The organism is Butyricimonas sp. Marseille-P3923, from assembly GCF_900184685.1.
GTDB lineage: Bacteria > Bacteroidota > Bacteroidia > Bacteroidales > Marinifilaceae > Butyricimonas > Butyricimonas muris.
Map to the genome: position 1 here is coordinate 376,266 of NZ_FXXL01000005.1, position 18,844 is coordinate 395,109.

At 43.6% G+C, this 18,844-nt stretch carries 11 protein-coding genes and 1 tRNA gene; 3 read left to right on the forward strand and 9 right to left on the reverse strand.

Features of this window, described 5'->3' with window-relative positions; all coding sequences use genetic code 11:
• Positions 1–191 precede the first annotated feature (191 nt).
• Both CS948_RS05170 and CS948_RS05175 read left to right on the forward strand, forming a co-directional pair.
• Positions 192–266, forward strand: a tRNA-Val gene (locus CS948_RS05170).
• 228 nt (positions 267–494) lie between these two features.
• Entirely contained in the window at positions 495–2,024 is a 1,530-nt protein-coding gene (locus CS948_RS05175; protein ID WP_099290649.1) for an RNA-binding domain-containing protein, read from the forward strand.
• 252 nt (positions 2,025–2,276) lie between these two features.
• On the opposite strand, the gene CS948_RS05180 is transcribed toward CS948_RS05175, so the two are convergent.
• Together CS948_RS05180 and CS948_RS05185 are read right to left on the reverse strand one after the other, a co-directional pair.
• Complete coding sequence (locus CS948_RS05180) at positions 2,277–4,727, reverse strand: DsrE/DsrF/DrsH-like family protein (protein WP_099290650.1); 2,451 nt, start codon at positions 4,725–4,727, stop codon at positions 2,277–2,279.
• A 10-nt stretch (positions 4,728–4,737) separates the two neighbouring features.
• Entirely contained in the window at positions 4,738–5,115 is a 378-nt protein-coding gene (locus CS948_RS05185; RefSeq protein ID WP_099290651.1) for a MarR family winged helix-turn-helix transcriptional regulator, read from the reverse strand.
• Positions 5,116–5,403: 288 nt separating this feature from the next.
• Between CS948_RS05185 and CS948_RS05190 the strand changes: the two genes are divergently transcribed.
• Complete coding sequence (locus tag CS948_RS05190; protein WP_099290652.1) at positions 5,404–6,153, forward strand: DUF5131 family protein; 750 nt, start codon at positions 5,404–5,406, stop codon at positions 6,151–6,153.
• Positions 6,154–6,395: 242 nt separating this feature from the next.
• Here CS948_RS05190 and CS948_RS05195 read toward each other — a convergent pair whose 3' ends face one another.
• From CS948_RS05195 to CS948_RS05225, 7 genes are all read right to left on the reverse strand, one after another.
• Positions 6,396–8,471: an endo-1,4-beta-xylanase gene (locus CS948_RS05195; RefSeq protein ID WP_099290653.1), complete on the reverse strand. Its 2,076-nt coding sequence runs from the start codon at positions 8,469–8,471 to the stop codon at positions 6,396–6,398.
• 66 nt (positions 8,472–8,537) lie between these two features.
• The gene (locus CS948_RS05200; RefSeq protein WP_099290654.1) at positions 8,538–9,521 is read right to left on the reverse strand and encodes a FimB/Mfa2 family fimbrial subunit; all 984 of its coding nucleotides are present in this window, start codon (positions 9,519–9,521) and stop codon (positions 8,538–8,540) included.
• A 215-nt stretch (positions 9,522–9,736) separates the two neighbouring features.
• Positions 9,737–11,515, reverse strand: a complete 1,779-nt coding sequence (locus tag CS948_RS05205) for an Mfa1 family fimbria major subunit (RefSeq protein ID WP_099290655.1) — start codon at positions 11,513–11,515, stop codon at positions 9,737–9,739.
• 49 nt (positions 11,516–11,564) lie between these two features.
• Positions 11,565–13,076 (reverse strand): DUF3868 domain-containing protein, encoded by a 1,512-nt coding sequence (locus tag CS948_RS05210; RefSeq protein WP_099290656.1) that lies wholly within the window; start codon positions 13,074–13,076, stop codon positions 11,565–11,567.
• Between the two features lie 4 nt (positions 13,077–13,080).
• Positions 13,081–13,653 carry a DUF3575 domain-containing protein gene (locus tag CS948_RS05215; protein ID WP_099290657.1) on the reverse strand — a complete coding sequence of 191 codons (573 nt, stop codon included), beginning with the start codon at positions 13,651–13,653 and terminating at the stop codon, positions 13,081–13,083.
• 25 nt (positions 13,654–13,678) lie between these two features.
• Positions 13,679–15,370 (reverse strand): hypothetical protein, encoded by a 1,692-nt coding sequence (locus CS948_RS05220; protein WP_141560885.1) that lies wholly within the window; start codon positions 15,368–15,370, stop codon positions 13,679–13,681.
• A 5-nt stretch (positions 15,371–15,375) separates the two neighbouring features.
• Positions 15,376–18,498: a fimbrial protein gene (locus CS948_RS05225; protein ID WP_176554929.1), complete on the reverse strand. Its 3,123-nt coding sequence runs from the start codon at positions 18,496–18,498 to the stop codon at positions 15,376–15,378.
• Between the last annotated feature and the right edge of the window lie 346 nt (positions 18,499–18,844).

Consider the following 18,844-nt stretch of genomic DNA (forward strand, 5'->3'; position numbering starts at 1 on the left):
AATATAACTGCTACCTCCACTCGACAAATATTCAACACATTACATCGCTTCTTACACATAAAAGTTCACTCTTTTCTCAATTCCTCTGTTCCTAAAAAATTATCTTTATCTATTTTTCTTGGAAAAAATATTTCGAATCTTTTGCAGTATTCAAAAAATGCACTACATTTGCATCCGCAATCAAGCAACACGGGCGCTTAGCTCAGCTGGTTCAGAGCATCTGGTTTACACCCAGAGGGTCGGGGGTTCGAATCCCTCAGCGCCCACAGCCACAAAAAGCCAAAAGGCGACGAGAAAAAGACAAACCTGTAAGTATCAAACACTTGCAGGTTTTTTCTTTGTACTTTTCAAGCCAAGAAATGGCTCACGTGAAAAATTAGGTGGATCAGAGCTCAATGTGTTATCTTTGCGTGTTTATCACTTAACCTATTTCAAAGCAATATTCTAGAAATATTTTGTACATTTGTAGAACAACAGCGAAACACGATGAAAACATGACAACAGAACAAGTAAAACAATTAATCGCCAAGGGAGAAGGAATAGAGGTGGAGTTCAAGGAATCCTACAACTCCCTTGCCCGGTCTGTTTACGAGACGATTTGCGCCTTCCTCAATCGCCGGGGCGGACACATACTACTCGGGGTGAAAGATGATAAAACGATCACGGGAGTGAACGAAGCCTCTATCCCCACGCAACTCGACACGCTGGCTAAGGATATGAATAATCCCCAAATCATCACGCCCACGTTTTATTTGGCAACAGAAGTCATTGACATTGACGACAAAAAAATCATTTATATATACGTGCCGGAAAGCTCGCAACCACATAGTTACAAGGGCAATACTTACGACCGTAACGAGGATGGGGATTTCAAACTCTCGAATCAAAAATTAATAACCGATCTCTATATCCGCAAGCAGGAATGTTACACCGAGAATAAAGTGTTCCCCTATCTGGACATGAGCGATTTCGAGGACGAACAGTTTGAACTCGCGAAAAAACTTGTCAAGACAAACAGAATCGATCACCCGTGGGGAAGCATGACGAACGAGGAAATTCTCAAGTCCGCCCGGATGAAATTGAAAGACGCCAACACCGGGAAAGAAGGATACACGTTAGCCGCCGCTTTACTTTTTGGCAAGGAAAACACGCTGGCGAGTGTACTCCCTCATTACAAAACAGATGCCCTTTGTAGGATACAAGACACGGAACTGTATGACGACAGGGATGATATACGCTGTAATCTCATGGGCGCATATTACAGGCTACTGGCTTTTATTCACAAATACCTTCCCGAACGAGCATATCTTGAAGGAACGCAACGTATTAGTTTACGAGATATGATTTTCAGGGAAGTTGTCGCCAACCTTCTCGTGCATCGTGAATTTTCTAACGCGTTCCCGGCAACGCTGACGATATACAAGGATACTGTTGTCACGGAAAACTGGAACCGTCCCTATATGAACGGACGAATTTACCTGGACAATCTTAAACCTCATCCCAAAAACCCGACAATAGCCAATTTCTTCAGGCAGCTAGGCTGGATGGAAGAACTCGGTTCCGGTATTCGCAGAATGTACAAGTATTGCCCCCTGTACGTGAAAAACTCGACTCCTGTCATTGAAGAGGGGGACGTGTTTAAACTTGTTATCCCGTACAACCCAATCAATGACGGTATAAACGAAAATGAGGGTGTAAATGGCGGTATAAACGAGAGGGTAAATCAAGGAGAGGGTGTAAATTATCGAAATGAAGGTGTAAATAGTGAAAGTGAAGGTGTAAATTATCGAAATGAAGGTGTAAATAGTGAAAGTGAAGGTGTAAATTATCGAAATGAAGGTGTAAACACTAAAACTCTCATATTAGAAATAATAACAAAAAACAGCGGGATAAACGTGATTGAACTCATGGAACGACTTGAGAGAAGTAAAACAACCGTTGAACGACATATCCGAACACTCAAATCAGAAGGCAAAATTGAATTTAGAGGCGCACCAAAAACCGGGGGATATTACAAACTATAATAATCTAACATTGACACGTAATATAGTTTGTACCACCCGAAAAGGTGGTACAAAGAACCTAATAACTTGATTGCGTTGCAAATAAAAGAACAAATGGAGCAACAAACACGCTATGGAAAAACATTCAACATTCTATTTTACCTCAAAAAAAAGAACTACCATGTTGGCAGTTCTTAGTATCTAATATTAAGCATCTCTATTCTTTCGATGGAAAATAATACTTAAAAAAGGGGAATCTTGACCATAAAAATTCTATATAAATAGGTTGACATTTGCTTTATCTGCCCGCTCCATATAGGTTGCGACACCACCAATAGTGACGTCATCCAATAACTCTTCTTTTTTTACACCCATTACATCCATCGACATCTGGCAAGCTATGAACTCGACTCCCTGTTCCAAGGCTTGCTCCCTCAGCGATTCGAGAGATTCAATCCCTTTTTGTTTCATAATGTAGCGCATCATGCGACCGCCCATACCAAACATATTCATCTTCGATAGTTTCAATTTACGAGAATTTGAGGGAAGCATCATACCGAACATTTTACCGAGGATATCCTTCTTAACTTTCGGTTTATCCGTTTTCTTGATCACGTTAAGTCCCCAGAAAGTAAAAAATATTGTCACTTTTTCACCCGTGGCAGCAGCCCCGTTGGCAAGCACGAAGGTAGCTAACGCTTTATCGAGGTCATCGCTGAACATAATCAAGGTTTTACCTTTACTGTCACGGGAAGTTACCGTTTCACAAGATTTGGCATTTCCTTTCTCTATAACAACAGTGAATCTCCCCCGCTCTTCAGACATGGAAATCAACGAATTACCGGTTGAATTACTCCAAGATTGGGCATCACGCGCAAATCCCGCATCGGTAGAAACAATCTCAACCCGTTCTCCCTCGTCAACCTTATCCATCGCTTGTTTCAGTCGCAACACGGGACCGGGACATTGCAACCCACAGGCATCTATCCTTACGGTCTTAATTTCAGCTCTCGTATCCTGTTGCTCTATGTTTTCATTCTTTCGGTCGGGCAGTATAACCGGTTCGCCCCGTTCAACCGGAGCAACCGCAGTGGCATAGGTTTTATATCCGCCCAACAAGTTGCGCACGTTTGAATATCCTCGTGCCAGAAGTATTTTTGTGCCAAGGTAACCTCGCAAACCGATAGCGCAATACAGTAGAATCGGTTTATTGACAGGAATTTCGGAACTTCGGCGACGAAGCTCACCCAAAGGAATGTTGACAGCACCCGGAATATACCCCATCGAGAATTCGTCTTTAGTACGGAGGTCGATAATCATTACCTCATCTCGGTTCACATGTTGAAGCTGTCGCCACGTCATACCGGGCATCGCCCCGCTAAGAATGTTACTTGCCACATAGCCCGCTATGGCGAGAGGATCTTTTGCCGATGAAAAGGGCGGAGCGTACGTGTGCTCTATCTTGATAAGATCGTATATGGTTCCGCCTTTTTTGATAGTTAGGGCTATCTGGTCGATACGTTTATCCACACCATCGTAACCGACACACTGTCCCCCGTATAGCTTACCACTTTGAGGATCAAACGTAAGCTTTATACTTAAAGGCAGGGCATCGGGATAGTAACCCGCATGCGAACCCGAATGTGTCCATGATTCGCGATAGGGGATATCAAACTGTTTCAATCGTTTAGCGGCCAAGCCCGTTGAGGCAACCGTTAAATCAAAAACTTTGGCAATGCTCGTGCCGATAGCACCTTCGTACTTTGTTTGATTATCGAAAACCATATTGTCGGCAACAATCCTCCCTTGACGATTAGCTGGATTTGCCAGATAGTTCAACCAAGGTTTCCCTGTCAACGGGTGCGGATACTCGATAGCATCACCCACGGCATAAATATCTTTGACGGAAGTTTCAAGATATTCGCTAACCCATATACCGCCCGTCTCACCAATCTTTAACCCGGCTTCTTTCGCCAGTACCGTAGCAGGTCTTACGCCAATTGAAAGTATGACGATATCGGCATACAGCGTTTCACCACTCCTAAAATGTATCATAATTTGGTCGCCTTTCCGCGAAAAACGCTCGACACTTTGTTCCAAATAAAGCTCGACTCCTTTTTGCAAAAGATGTTGATGTACTTGAGCCGCCATAGAAAAGTCAATAGGAGCCATCACCTGATCATTCATCTCCACAATGGAAACCCGCGCACCGGCATGGTGCAGGTTTTCCGCCATTTCCAAACCGATGAATCCTGCCCCGACAACAACAGCCTGCTTTACCTCTTTTGTCGATATATAATCCTTAATCCGGTCGGTATCGTTTACATCCCGGAGCGTGAAAATACCATCAAGGTCAATCCCCTCAAGCGGCGGACGGACAGGATTCGCTCCCGGTGACAGCAACAACTTATCGTAACTCTCGTCATATTCACTTCCGTCTTTTTTGCGAATCGTCACATTCTTCTTTTGCGGATTAATCCTGATAACCTCGTTTTCGACACGTACATCCACATTAAATCTTTCTCCAAATGATTGAGGTGTTTGCAAAAACAAACTCTCTCGTTCGGCAATCACTCCGCCTATATAGTATGGTAAACCACAATTGGCATACGAGATATATCTTCCTTTTTCGAGCAGTATGATCTCGGCAAATTCATCTGCCCGACGTATTCTGGCCGCGGCAGTAGCTCCACCGGCCACGCCACCTATAATTACATGTTTCATTCTTATTAATTTATATTTCTCTTATTTTAGTGATAAGTTCAAGGATGTTATCCGAATCACATTTAATTGCCTCTATGCATTTTTTCCCTTCGTCTGTAAGTTTAAAAATCATCTGACGTTTGTCAACTTCTCCAATGATACGTTTTACAAATCCCTTTTTTTCGGCAGATATAATTACCTTGGATGAATTCGAAAGGGTAAGTCCTAATAATTCAGCCACTTTCCCGGAAGAACATTCCCCCAAAGTATACAATGAACATAGTAACATTCCTTCATTCAAACCTACTTTGAAGTTTTTCTGGAGCACTCCTTCAAAATCATTTATCAACCGGTATATATCTCTTATTCTACAAAGAGGTTCCGCCTTTCTTTTTTTATCTATTGACATTGCTTCAAATTATTTATTTAGTGATACATCATCTATCATTTTTCTCATGACGAAATGCAAATATGGCTTTTATTTTCCAATAAAACAAATATCCAGTGGAAAATATATCCAAGGAAATATAATTTAGTACATAACAGACCACCATTCCCGGACAACTTCATCCTTATACCAAGATGTATCCTCTCTTCCGTTTTTAATGATTACTTTTGCATCATGTATCAGCTTGTACAACAATAAAAACATATAATGGCTCTGCATGACGGCAAGAATACATAAAAAATCGGACAAATGACAAAGAACGCTATCGAATCGAAATCAAAAACGTGGAACCCGTGGCACGGCTGTCATAAACTGAGCGCAGGTTGCAAGCATTGCTACGTCTACCGGGGCGACTCGAAACGAGGTATAGACAGCAGCATCGTCACCAAAACCAAGAGCTTTGACTTACCCGCCTTGAAAAAACGGAACGGAGAATATAAAATCCCACCGGGAACGCTGGTTTACACGTGCTTCACGTCCGATTTCTTTCTCGAAGATGCCGACGAATGGCGTACAGAAGCATGGGAAATGATACGAACCCGGAATGATTTAAACTTTATGATTATAACCAAACGCATCGACCGTTTGCAAGCATCCCTGCCCGATGACTGGGGCGACGGATACGATCATGTAACCATCTGTTGCACTGTCGAAAATCAGGACAGGGCGGATTACCGCTTACCAATCTACAAAACCGCCCCGGTAAAACACAAAATCATCATCTGCGAACCGCTCTTGGAACGAATCGACCTGACACCATACAACATCGGTTCATGGATCGAGCAGGTTGTCGCGGGTGGGGAATCCGGCAACGAAGCCCGTCCCTGCGATTTCGATTGGATAATGACACTACACGATATATGCGAGGAGCAAAATGTTTCGTTCTGGTTCAAACAAACCGGAGCCAAGTTCATGAAAGACGGGAAATTATATTCCATCAACTACCGCCAACAACATTCCCAAGCCCGAAAAGCGGGAATAAACTTCAGCACGGAATAGGAGCACTCCATTATTTCCACTCACGGGTTAGCCGGAATCTTGACTTTTTTCGACACGACACAATTGCAAACCTTGGCAAAGTTACATTTCAAATCACATTTACCGGGATTCGGGCGAAGTCCGATGAGTTCATAACGCAGTAAAAAAAAGTAAAGCGAGGAGTCATCCCACAATGCCTGCATCTACCCAAAAGAAACACGTTTCCGAGTCTCTTTTTTTTCTCCTCTATTATCAATCACATCTTATTCTATAAGTCCCAAGAGCACCGTGTAAGCCTCTTTGGGTTGATAATTCCCGTTATCATCGATATTGAACAAAAGTGGGAATTTATCACTATACGACTGCTCGTCTACTACTCCCCAAATAGTCAAGCCATATTGCTTTGCCTCATCAAGTGCTTTAAATGCTTTAAAGATATTCCCGTACATATTCGCCTGCCGCGTGTAATCACTAGGGAGGAGTTCACTCTCTTTTTCCATTCTTATATCCAATTCCGAGATATGTACCAAACCGAAATCCGATGCCATCTGTAATGTATTCGGAAGGTTCATTGTAACATCATACCACATATCTATATGAAACTGCAAACCTACGCCGTCAATAGGCACACCTTCAGCCCGGAGCATAGTCAAGAAAGCATATATACCATTGCGCCTTGTAGCATATTTCTCGTATTCCAGGTCAAAGTCATTGTAGAAAAGTTTAGCGTTAGGATCTGCCGCACGAGCTGTCTCGAATGCTATTTTAATATAATCTTTACCTACACGTTGAACCCAAAAATCATCGGGACTTAACCAATTACCCTCACCATCTGCTTCCGTCAGCCATTTAATCTCATTTACCACATCCCAACTTTCCACTTTACCTTTAAAATGAGTAGCAACATCTGTTATATAGGTTTTCAGTAATTCTGTCCATTGTTCCCGTGTTTTATCTTCGATAGGGATTTGTTGGAGCCAGAGGGGAACATCATTCGGCGATTGCCATACAAGAGTATGCCCGTGAACAGTCATGCCATTAGCTTTGGCAAAGTTTACAATCTTATCGGCTTCGGTAAAATTATAATCGCCTACACCTTGCCAAATCTGACGGGGTTTCATACTATTTTCAGCCGAAACCCGTTTGGCATTTGATTTCAGTATATTCACGTAATCGGAACCTGTTTCGCTCAAAGGAGCTCCTTTCATAATCGCAAACCCGACCGCAAAATCAAAATCTTTCAGTGTTTTCGCCACTTCCCCGGTCGTAATTCTATCCATCACGGCAACAGCATCCGAGGTGAATCCTGCTCCCGCTCCCTTGATATCACCTTGTATCAAAACGGTACGACCTTCGATTAATGTCGTTACGATTTCACTTCCTTTTGGAATAACCGCGACAATACAATCCTTCTCTGCCGCCCCGGTCTTTTTCCCGATCAGGATATACTCGTTATTATCCACGCGTGCCAGTGAAGTCACGCTTGTAGCTTTTCCTATAACAATACCTTTTACCCATACCTCTTGGGCGGGCAACATATTGATAGCCCCGGCTACCGAATAAGGATTAAGATAAGTACCCCTACCCTTGACTCCGCCAATTCCCCATTCTTCATCTTTAGGATCTGTTTCCTTATCAACATCGGCCTCAATCTCTATACTTCCCGGCTCTTCTTTACTTGTTTTGAAGGTAATCGTCCAAAGTTCTTTCTTGGCGGTTGTGATCTCGACATAGTCTTCCCCCTTGATTTTAATTGGATTACCGTCATTAGCGAGAGAAATTTTCAACGTGGAAGGCGCTTGAAAATAAGCGATGTCCGGCTCCGGTTTTTCCGCACGTTCGGGCTCATACTCAAGATATTTACCGTCATTCCCCTCGATTTTTGCCACCAATTGGGGATAAACAGATGTTGCACTCTCGTCGAAAATGAATTTTATCCCCACGTTATCCTGTGTACAAGTTAACGAGATGGATGAAACTTCCCCGGCTATAACCTCTTCAGTGACCGTGGCAAAATACACCGGTTCATTATAGTTCGGGTGCTCGACTTCCAACCCACTGACTAAAGTAATAGTATATTCCCCGGGCTCGAGATCATTTATCCGCGTTGCACCTTCAGTTAATGGCTCGGGACCGTAGCCATAACCGTTACCCATAATAGTTAGAAAATAGCCCGCGGCAGATGTCGAGCGTGCGGTTGTTTTAAGAACGACACCATCATCCAGCTTCGCCTTGAGCACGATAGCCCCTTTATCACCGTTAATCGAGTCCTCCGATATGGAACAGGAGAACAATGTTGCCAAAAACATTGCTATACCCGTATTCAAAAATTTCTTCATAGCGCTTATTAAAATGATTTTAAATTACTTATTATCATCTCCGTATTAGAGATTTATTTTGCGTTATCACAATTCTCCAACCAGATCTTCCTGTTGTATGTACCACGTCCAACCGTTAACAATGACACTTACACTCGTCCAAGGGTTGGTTGGCGATGAACCGGAAAGAAAAAATACAACCTCGTAGGAATCTTTACGATCCAGATACTCTTGGTCACTCCATTTATTTTTGTATTCTTCAAGACGGAGTGCAAGAAAAAACTCAGTCAGATCTACCTTAAATACCGTGGTGCCGGTCGTCTTGTCCTTCACGGAGAAATGATTCAGGCGATCAGTCATCAGGCGCATGGTATTCAGTTCTATAACACCCCTGTCGGCGGAGACCTGTTCCGTGTAATAAGGTTGATAACCCAGCGTATCGTCGGTCATCAGCGTGTTGTCATAGTCCATGTACCCGTTCGATTCGGTGAGTTCATAAATGTAATTGTCCACGTCCAAGGAGTTGTTTGTCCCCCTGTTCTCGAACACGAAACGAATCACGTTGGTATCCTTAATCAAGTTGATAATCTCAGTCTGGGAGTGATCACCCGTGAAGTTCACGTTGATAATTTCACCATACCATAACGGTTCAAGCGCCCTGTTGATGATAAGCGACTGCTCGCGCTTCAGTTTCAATTTCAACTCATTGATGGTCGACACGCCTCTGGCGAGCGACGTAATGTCATATGAATCACCCGCACCCGCCCAAGCCAATAACCGGTACTCGCCCACGGGTAGCTTCACTTCCATACGGTAGCTACCGTCAGCAAGCAGAGTACCTTCGTCGGTCTGAGAAAAAAGGTATTTACCCGCCTTATCGAAAACATACAATACCACCTTATTCACCCGTGAATGGAACGCATTGACTGAAAGCAAATTGTAATCGTACTTGAATTTAACAGACAAGCGACATTCGGGTAAATCTTCCTCGAAAGCAGTACACGAAGTCATTCCCCACGAGCATATGAAGAACAGGAATATGATTCGATATATATAGCGTAGCTGGTTCATACAGGTTGATTTAATCTTTATATATATGTTATGGAAAAGGATACATATTACTTTTCTCGTTAATTTCCTTTTTTTATGGACAACGTAAACTGTCCGTGTTTATATCCCGAAAATTTTGAAAAGGACTCCGTCAAAAGCCTAATGGCTCAAAAACCATTGTGGCTTTTGACATTCATCCTGACTTACAGGTTATTTGTTAAATGAAAGAATACCCATTACAAATCTTCACTTTGCTTATACCAAGTCCATGGATTGATGTTAATCTGAACCGAAATAAGCATATCATTATCTTCATTATCTTCTTCATCCGGATCCGGAATCGCCGGGTACCCAACATTCATGATCTTGTTGACGGTAATATCGTAAACGGAGTTGCGCACCACGCCAAACTCTCCCAGCTCATTCAACGCTCCTTGAGTACCGTCTGCCTTTAAGGCATCCACATCATCGTGCTTGATCATGATTCTGTAATAGTTCCAACCTTCCTCGAAATAAGATACCGAACCAAGAGTCCCCCCTTTTAGACCTGTCACGGCAGCAAATTTACTTTTAAGGTCAGCTATTCCGGCTTCAATTTTAGTTTGGTCAAGACTACCGCCTTGCCCATACGCTGTTCTAAACGCATCCCAATTTGCAGGAATAGTAACACTCTTGTCTACCCCCGGGTTGGTTTTCAGAAAGTCATTAAACGCATTTGTCAAAGGAGTGGGAATCGTGGTAGGATCCACACTCTGATTCAATGGCGGGAACTTTAGTGTCAATTCTGCCTCAATGTAAGTAACCAAAGATGCCAAGGTATAATACCCATTGGCCCCGATTCTGATCCAAGAATCACCGGGATCAAGAGTTACATCGGAACCATCCTTGTTTTTCAAACCTTTAGGTGCATACTGTGCTCTCAATAATACCTGGGTGGTATAAGCACGTTTATTATACTTTTGGATCTGCGTGTTTTCAAGACAGTAGGCGATACCTTTGTCTTCCAACCAGGTCAATGCCTCCGGGGCAGTCGAACTCGTGTAAGCGTCGTAATTCGCGTTATAAACAACAGGTGTTAAATCATTGTCAGTTCTATAATTAGGATCTATCCTGTAAGAACCTTTCTTGTACGTATCAAACGGGGCTCTGAATGTGTTTAACGGATAGTTTCCGGCAGGACTCGACGCTCCAACATTCCATGTACCGCTTGAGGTAGGAATATAGCCATCATCGGTATTCGCTGCTGCACCTTCGTTCCATGTAGGCGTACGTTCGGATAGGGGAAAAAATTTCTTATTTGTAACATTCAATACCCAACGAATTGCACCTATCTTGGCATTCGTGTTATCATCAATGCCGTTAGCCGTGTACAAACGTACTTTAGCGGCAACACGATCCACATAGATAGCTTGGGGGCTACTTTCCGCACTGGCAGCCGTGGTATGCAATGTCAAAGACGTGAGTGAACCATCATTATTGGATGGCTCCAAACTTCCCTTTGCATTAGTCATCATGAAATTATCTTTAGCGGCACCTATCACGTCAGTTATAGTGGCGGACTCTATAGCTTTATTCACATCGGTATAAGTTTTACCTTCCGCGAAAGGGCTTGCAAATTTACTTGAAGGATTTATCACAATTAATACATACTTTGCCTCCTTGGGAACTCTAAAAGCCGCACCTCCCAGACCTGTAGATTGTCCCGGCAGTCCCAAATTAGAACCCTCCAATTTTACATCTTTCACTACCACTTTAGGATCAAGGAGAGTAGTACCATCTTTGAAGAATATCGCTCTGGCATCCTTCACCTGAGTTTCATTAACAGTACCATTTTCCTGATTAGGAGTATTCGATCCTCTTGCTCCTTCCGTAGTCTGTATACGGACAGATACCCATGCTTCTCCGTTTTTGCCGATAGATTGCCCATCATCACGGTCATCAATCATGCCATCATCACTACATGCCGCAAACGCTAATACCGCGAGTGCTAACATAAAAAAAATTCGTATTTTCATCTTTTTGAGATTAGATTTAAAAATTAGATTTAAAATAATCGATTCGTCTTTACTTGTTTATATCCTTTTCTTTGTTTAATAATAATTCATTTTCTCTCTTTTTTGCCAATTCTTCTAAATTCTGCTTGGCAACTTCCAACCCGCTGGCGGCAGCTGTTTGCAGATAGGTTTCCGCTCTCTCGTAATTTCCTTCCAACAGGGCGAGTACCCCCATGGCATTGTTATATTCTGCCGGATAATTCTCCGGGGTTATTCTATTCAAGTAGCGCTCTGCCAAGGCAATATCATTACGCGTAAGCGCGGAGATAGCGGCATTCAAGTTGGCAATCTCGTCTTTCGGGAAGAGTCTGACGGCTGTTTCAAACACGTTGACAAACTCTTGTGACCCGTACGGGTAGGTATTTGCCACCAAGAACATCTCGTTCAAACTCAGATTTTGCGGACTGGTCAACATAACGACCTTTGCTTCTTCAACATCGAAGTTCTTCACGTTATAGTCAACTTTACAGATAGCAACACGCAGGCTCGGATAGATCGTGCGCAACATATGACGGTAGGGAACGCCTCCTGCCAATCGTTTCAGCTTGTCTTTCCTTTCTGCCGGGGATGGCGTGTACTCGATAATGTCAAGTATCCGGTTCCTGTATTCCATGTGACTTGCTTCCACGGCCTTAACCAAACCTGTCCAATTCTCTCCCCCGAAAAAGATACGGTATATGTTACGCGGGAAATCATATTGCATGGCAAGATAGTTTGCCAAAGCCCCGGAACGTCCTTCCGACAAGCGTTGGTTACCCGCCAGCGTTCCCTCCGGCGAAGCGTATCCCGTGATATCCAAACGATTCACCGTGATATTGGGATCATCTTTCAAGCTGTTGATCATATCGTGAATCTTGGACAACTCTTTGGGATTATTCATGTAGTAAGGGCGAATCACGGTTTGATTGACCTCGAAATCAAGGAAACATTCGGCGTGAATCTCCCGGCGTTTGACCTCTTCCCTTGGCGGTTGGATGTACACGAGGTAAGGGGTAACAATATATTCTTCAACAGGCGGAGTCGGAGCAAGAAGACGCTCCACTCTCATCAATTCCGTGTCACCGCACCCGCATTCGTCATATTGCATATCAAGGGCGGCGTATGCCATCCATGATTCGTAAGGCAGGGTGTAATGGTAACTAAATATCCCGTTTTTCTTTTTACTAACCTTTTCAATCACGTGGGATTCATTCTTGGTTTCCAGCTGTTTATAACCGGCAAACACCAATTTTCGTTCATATGCCAAGTATTCGTCCCGACCTTTAAAAGATATCTTCGGGAGATCGTATGTCTGTTCCGGGGTAACCAGCCGCGGGATCAAATCTATTCCATATGCCGATTTAACTTTCAGTCTGTCGAAAATGAAATCTATATCTACATGAAGTAAGTTTTCCACTCGTTCCATGCGTGCGGTTTTCACGATGACATTTCCCGTGTAAGAACGATTTTGTGCCGCGGAATGGGACATACCCACTTGAAATATTACCAGTATTACTGTTATGTATTTTAATATCCTATTCATCACTTTATTTTATAAGATACACCAATGAAATTCCTGCTTTGGTGGGACCAAAGTAATTCTTGTGACCGTCTTTCAGTTTTGAGCCGCATTCCGCGCAAGGATATTTGTCATATTTTATATAAGCGTATCCTACACCGACGGTAGCTTCTATACTCCAGCGTTTTTTTAATATCCACGATCGCCCGAAACTGAACCCCACGCCGTACAGTTCTCCCTCGTAACGGTGGTTCTGCATATTCTTGCTGATAAATGACCAGTTAGGCCACCCACCCGCGTTGAAATCGGCATAATGCACGTGTACCCCGACAAACATCCGGGTAAAGCGCTCGCAGAACCAATAACGCACTTCCGGTTGTACGCCAAAGTGCGCCAATCGTCTGCCATTAGCCGGTTTCCACGGGTTGTAATTGAAAGGGATGTCGAGAGTCCACTTACGTGCCAATCCGATTTCCAATCCCAAATTCATCGTGGTCGTAGCATCATAAAGCAGGTTACTCTTCACGCCAACCTGTTGTGCCCACGTCTTCACGGTACAACCTCCAAATATCAATAATATGAGAATAAACTTCTTTTCCATTTATATATTCGACAATTAGGTGTTTTTACTTTAATTCCACTTTTATACGTCGGGAAACATCTTCACCCGCGCTGCCTGAACCCGGGTTCAAGGCCGTTGAAAGATAAAAAGTTGCGACACCGGTTCCGGTTCGTTTTACCAGAATAATTCCATCGTCAACCGTAATATTTCGAGTATCGCCTCTCGCCGTTCCATTGGACGGCAGTAAGTCAACAGCGCCAGTAGCGGTACCCGATACGCAGTAATAGTTGAAATCTCCTGATGGTTTAGCAGCTTTTGTACTTCCATCACTCCATGCAGTTGTTCTCTTCTCCACCGTTACTTCTTTATAAATATTTCCATATCTGATAGTGACCGTTCCCAACGTAAGGTTTTCCGGAATGGTTATCGTCACATTCGTTGCTTGCACGCCACCGGGCTCAACCGACAAGCTGCTTGGAACCACCGTGATCCCCCCGGTTGCCGACAGGCTTCCGGTTACGATCTCTCCACCACTGTTCTTGACAATCAACTTTAACGCGACCAAATTTGAACTCGCGGCAGTTGTCGCATGATATAATATATAATGCGAGTTACTTACAGACAGGTAGTAATTATCGAACCTCGTGGTTTCATAAGCATCGGTATCGTCTATCGTGAGGGTGATTTTAATAATATGATTGAAAGCCTCAGCATGGATAGCTTCTTCCACTGAACCATGTCCTACATCATTTACTTCGGTTATATTAAAAGTATACCTATAATCGCGTAAAATATTTATCTTGCTTTTATTGTTATCCAGCAAGTCCATCTTATAATAATAGGTCTTACCTTGGTATGTACCTTTTATTACAAGACTTGTATTATTGGCTGTTCCCGACTCGTACAGGTACACGGGATTACTACCGGTAGTATTACTCGTGGCTCCCGAAATGTCCCCCGTTGTTTTTTTATAATCAACCACCCCGTCCCCACTAACCATCGCAGGCGGGGCAGTAGCCGACAGGTTGTGCAATACCCCGCGTTTGGGAGCGTTGACGACCGCGGAAACTGCAAGTAAGGTAAAATTGGCGGCAGTATTTCTTACCACGATTTGAGCCACGGCACGACCAAGTTGCAGCTTGTCCGTATCGGTACCGATGGTCGTGTTATCGTTAATCCCCGTCGTGGAAGGTTGGTAAACAAGACTCAAGGGCAACTTCTTTCGCGGATTGGTAAAAGGCACATCCGTCTGCGGATTCGTTAACGGTTCGGTATAAAGGATGTCACAAGACTGCTCTAAAGTTTTACCCTCTAAGACGGTTTTCAAGTTTTCCTCGTTAAAAACATACGAAGTAAAAGCAGTTCCGCTCTTTGCATAAAAGTTATCTTGCGTATTGGTAAATAACAACAGCTTGCATAGCGCGGTCTGCTTTTTTAATGCAACATAGGTTTTGTTTTTTCCCGGTACACGGTATGATTTTGCCACTTCTTCAAAAATATAACTACTACTCCCGTTATCTTTAAACACGATGATATAAGGTTCCGTATCAACATCGCTATCGGCAGAACCGGCTCGCGTCTCCGGCAAGGCATACTCGTTCATCCGCGTGAATAATTCAAGTGTAACCCGGTCGTCCCGCTCATCGGGAGCGAAGGTTTTCTCACCAATACACGACGCCAATACAAACAACATCCACACGACCGCCACGAGTGGTCTACAGCAAAAAGTTGATATGTATTTTAGTATATAGTTCATCATTGTTATTTTAACACGCAACGTAAGCTCACGGCGTCTATTATATTCTCTGTCATAGGACAAGAAGACATGTAACTAAACTCCATACCCCACATATTCCAATAAACATTTCTATTGGAACTTGTTATAGACCAACCATTGGCAGTGGAGGCAGAAGCATAATAACCTGACGAGGAGCGAAATTCCAAACGCCCGTTAGTCGGACCACCGCCTGATTCCGCGGAACGACGTCCTGCTGCCGGAAAAAATAACGACGCGTAACTGCCCGGATTGGGATTATGAAACAAAGTCCCCCGAAAAGCAATATTGGCATTATCCCCCGAAACAGCATAATATTTTACAGATTTAAATATCCCACCCACATTACTCATATTACTATACTGCTTTATCGGACGCCTGTCGAAAAAACCATCGGCATAAAACCCAAACGTAATCTCGTCTAGCTTCGCTTCCTTAAATTTCCCCGGCGCACGATCCGCGGGCTCCGCGTTATCGTTGGCACGGTCACTTGCGCTTCCGGACTGGGGATTTACAAATAAAGAAGTCCTCCACTCTGACAACATGGTTTGCTCGGGATTGTTGTTTAGTGCTAATTTTACTGCCGCATTATTACTTTCATCGTAACCCGTTTTCCCGTCATTAGGACGCCTGTATCCCGGGGGGCATGACTCTAAATAGTCTTTTAATATTTCTCGAGTGATACCGGGGTTTATATAATCCCAATACAAGTAATTGTTATCGTTACTACCCCATCTTGCATTATAACCATACCAGTCCAATCCATCTCGCCATTCCCCCCCCGAACCGTCTGTTTCAATGTATCCTCCGCTCTCGGTTTCTACGCTTCCGCTTGCAAATGCAGGAAAAAAAGCCCTTCTATGGAGCGTAGTTCTGTCAAGCCGAACTCCAAGCTGAAAAAACGCCCCGCCTTGCGTGGGGTAATCCACGTGCGCCCCGGCGTTAAGACCGACAATGTCGTACGCGACCTTATTGGCAGGATTTTGTTTAAATGCCGAACTTGTCACGTTGTAAGGTGAAAACTTGCGAGTGTTACTTCGCGCTTTTAATGTCCCCGCCCCGGATGTTGTCCCCGCGGGGTAAATCTGCATCACGTCTGTCGCACGCATCAGATAATCCGGTTCCTCTCCCTGACGCACGTACAAATAAGTTGTCATAAACTCATGTCCAGCAACTGCCGGATTCCTATGATAAAGTGTTATCCTCGCGTATCTGGGTTTAGTTCCTTTATTCGGGTTTGCCGACTTACATCCTATCCTGAAGTAAATCCGTCCCGTACCTTTCACCTTCTTCCCATTTTCCCCTTTGTAGAGATTAGGATTTACTTTGTAGTTTTCTGCCTCACCCGGGCTATCTGTCCCCAAACCGGGATCGAAACTCGGAGTACTACTCAACACAACCCAATCCCCGCCTCCTTCATAATCGACGGTAGCCTCCCATTCGGCAGGCGTGTTATAACTCGCGTACTTGAATACCATATTTTGCCCGCTGATAATTCTCTCTCCGGTCTCATCACTCCGGAAGAAGGCTCCCACGTATCCGGTCGGGCTACTTATATTCGGACTAAAATTGAAACGATACCCGTTTTGAGTCACCGTAACATCAATCGTACGTTGCATCTGATTGGAACCATCGGCTTCCTCTGCCAAAAGCGTTAATCTATAAGTGCCCGCCTCTTTGGTGTTGGCATTATCGTATCCAACTGCGGGGTCGGGCGTTGTTAAGCCTCTAGCCGTATATCCATTCACCAATATATCCATATACCCGAAACCTGTGGTTGCATCATAATAGAAACGGGTGGGTTCCGGGTTATACGGCCAGTATATATTCGTATTCGATGTAGAAGAATTGGCAGACAAATCATTAAAAATATAATTCGTGTACATCTCACTGGAACCATCACTAACAAATCCGTAAGTCACGCTTTTCGTGGGACCTCCGGATAGAACAGTTACTGTGTTTTTCACTCTCGCAACCGGCATACTCGAATAAAACGTAATCCGCACCCCGTTATAATCGGTAATATCTGCCTTCGTTTGCGACACATTAAGTATACGGACACCACCTATCTGCCAATTATTACTTACATCCGTCCAATCCTTTGCCTCAATATTCACCTCAAGGGATTTGTTAAGTGTACCTTCGAAATCAAGCCAAGTATTATAAGGCAAATTGTAATCGGAATCAAGTATTTTCAATTTGCACGAGGGACTGTATTTATCATCCGGCATATTGACGATAAGCTCTGTAGCTTTGTCCGCATTTGTTTTCGCGGGTTGCAAATTAGCAGGCAGCACGATCCTGTCCAGTTTCTTTGACCACAATATGGTTGCATCGATCGTTCCGTCAGAGAAACGGCTTGCCGGGTATTCTCTCGTCCCATTCAGGTTGATTGTTCCGGTATAATCGTTTTTAAACAAAGGTACCTTATCCGGAATCTCCGTCAACGTGATACCTTGAAAGTCTTCAGCCATAGTGCTAAACCTTGACTTTAACGTGACGTTCATTCTCACCGCCAAGCGGTCAAGGCGCAATATCAAAAGCGAGGTTTCGGCATCGGGCGCGTAAAGCCCTTCATCTGGCAAGGCACTTCTCGTGTAGTCATTAATATCCGTCAATGTCCCGCTACCCAATTTCACCTTACCCCCAGCCTGTACCGTTACATCTTTAATCACCTGCATCATGGGTATCATTTTATTGTCATCGAAAGCACTCGCTGGAAAAGCTATCTCGTGTAAATCAGCCAGTTTTTTAATATTATCGAAAAACGTAGTCCCTTCCGGTTCATTCGCGATGAACACCATCGTGTAGGGGTCGACACTTACCTTTACAGGGTGACGCACGACATCAACAGATGTATTAAAAATAGTGTACTTGGCATTACCCGAAGTAGGCTCGTCAAAGGCATCGAGTACATTTCCATTCTTATCAAACACCAGTACACGAAGTGTAAAAACCTTATTATCCAAGTTTTCTCCGTTTTTTTCACCCTCGTAAGAACGTGCTTGAGACATCATGCCATTCAACTGTATGTACACATAGGCATCATCCCGATCAGAAGAAACCAAATCGTCTTTACAGGCACATAGCACCCCTCCTACTACTATCAAAAGATAAAAATACATTTTCATGTAGAATGCAACTTCCCCTACCCGCTGTACAATAAATTTATATTTGCTTATAAACATTTACTTTGAATTCCACATTTTACAATACTCCATAATTCTCTCCCTTAATCACACAAGTGTTTTTATACTTGATACAAGAAAACACCCCTCCGGCACTTACCAAGTGTCGGAGTACTAAAAAATAAAGTTAGAGTAGGTTTACATTCAATCTTTTGTCACTCAATCTGTTTGCTACAAAATGGCAGTTGTACAATATTTGTAAAACATGAATGGCAGAAAGGAGAATATTCCTCACTTGGAGTAGCAAGCAAATTCTGTCATTAACAGA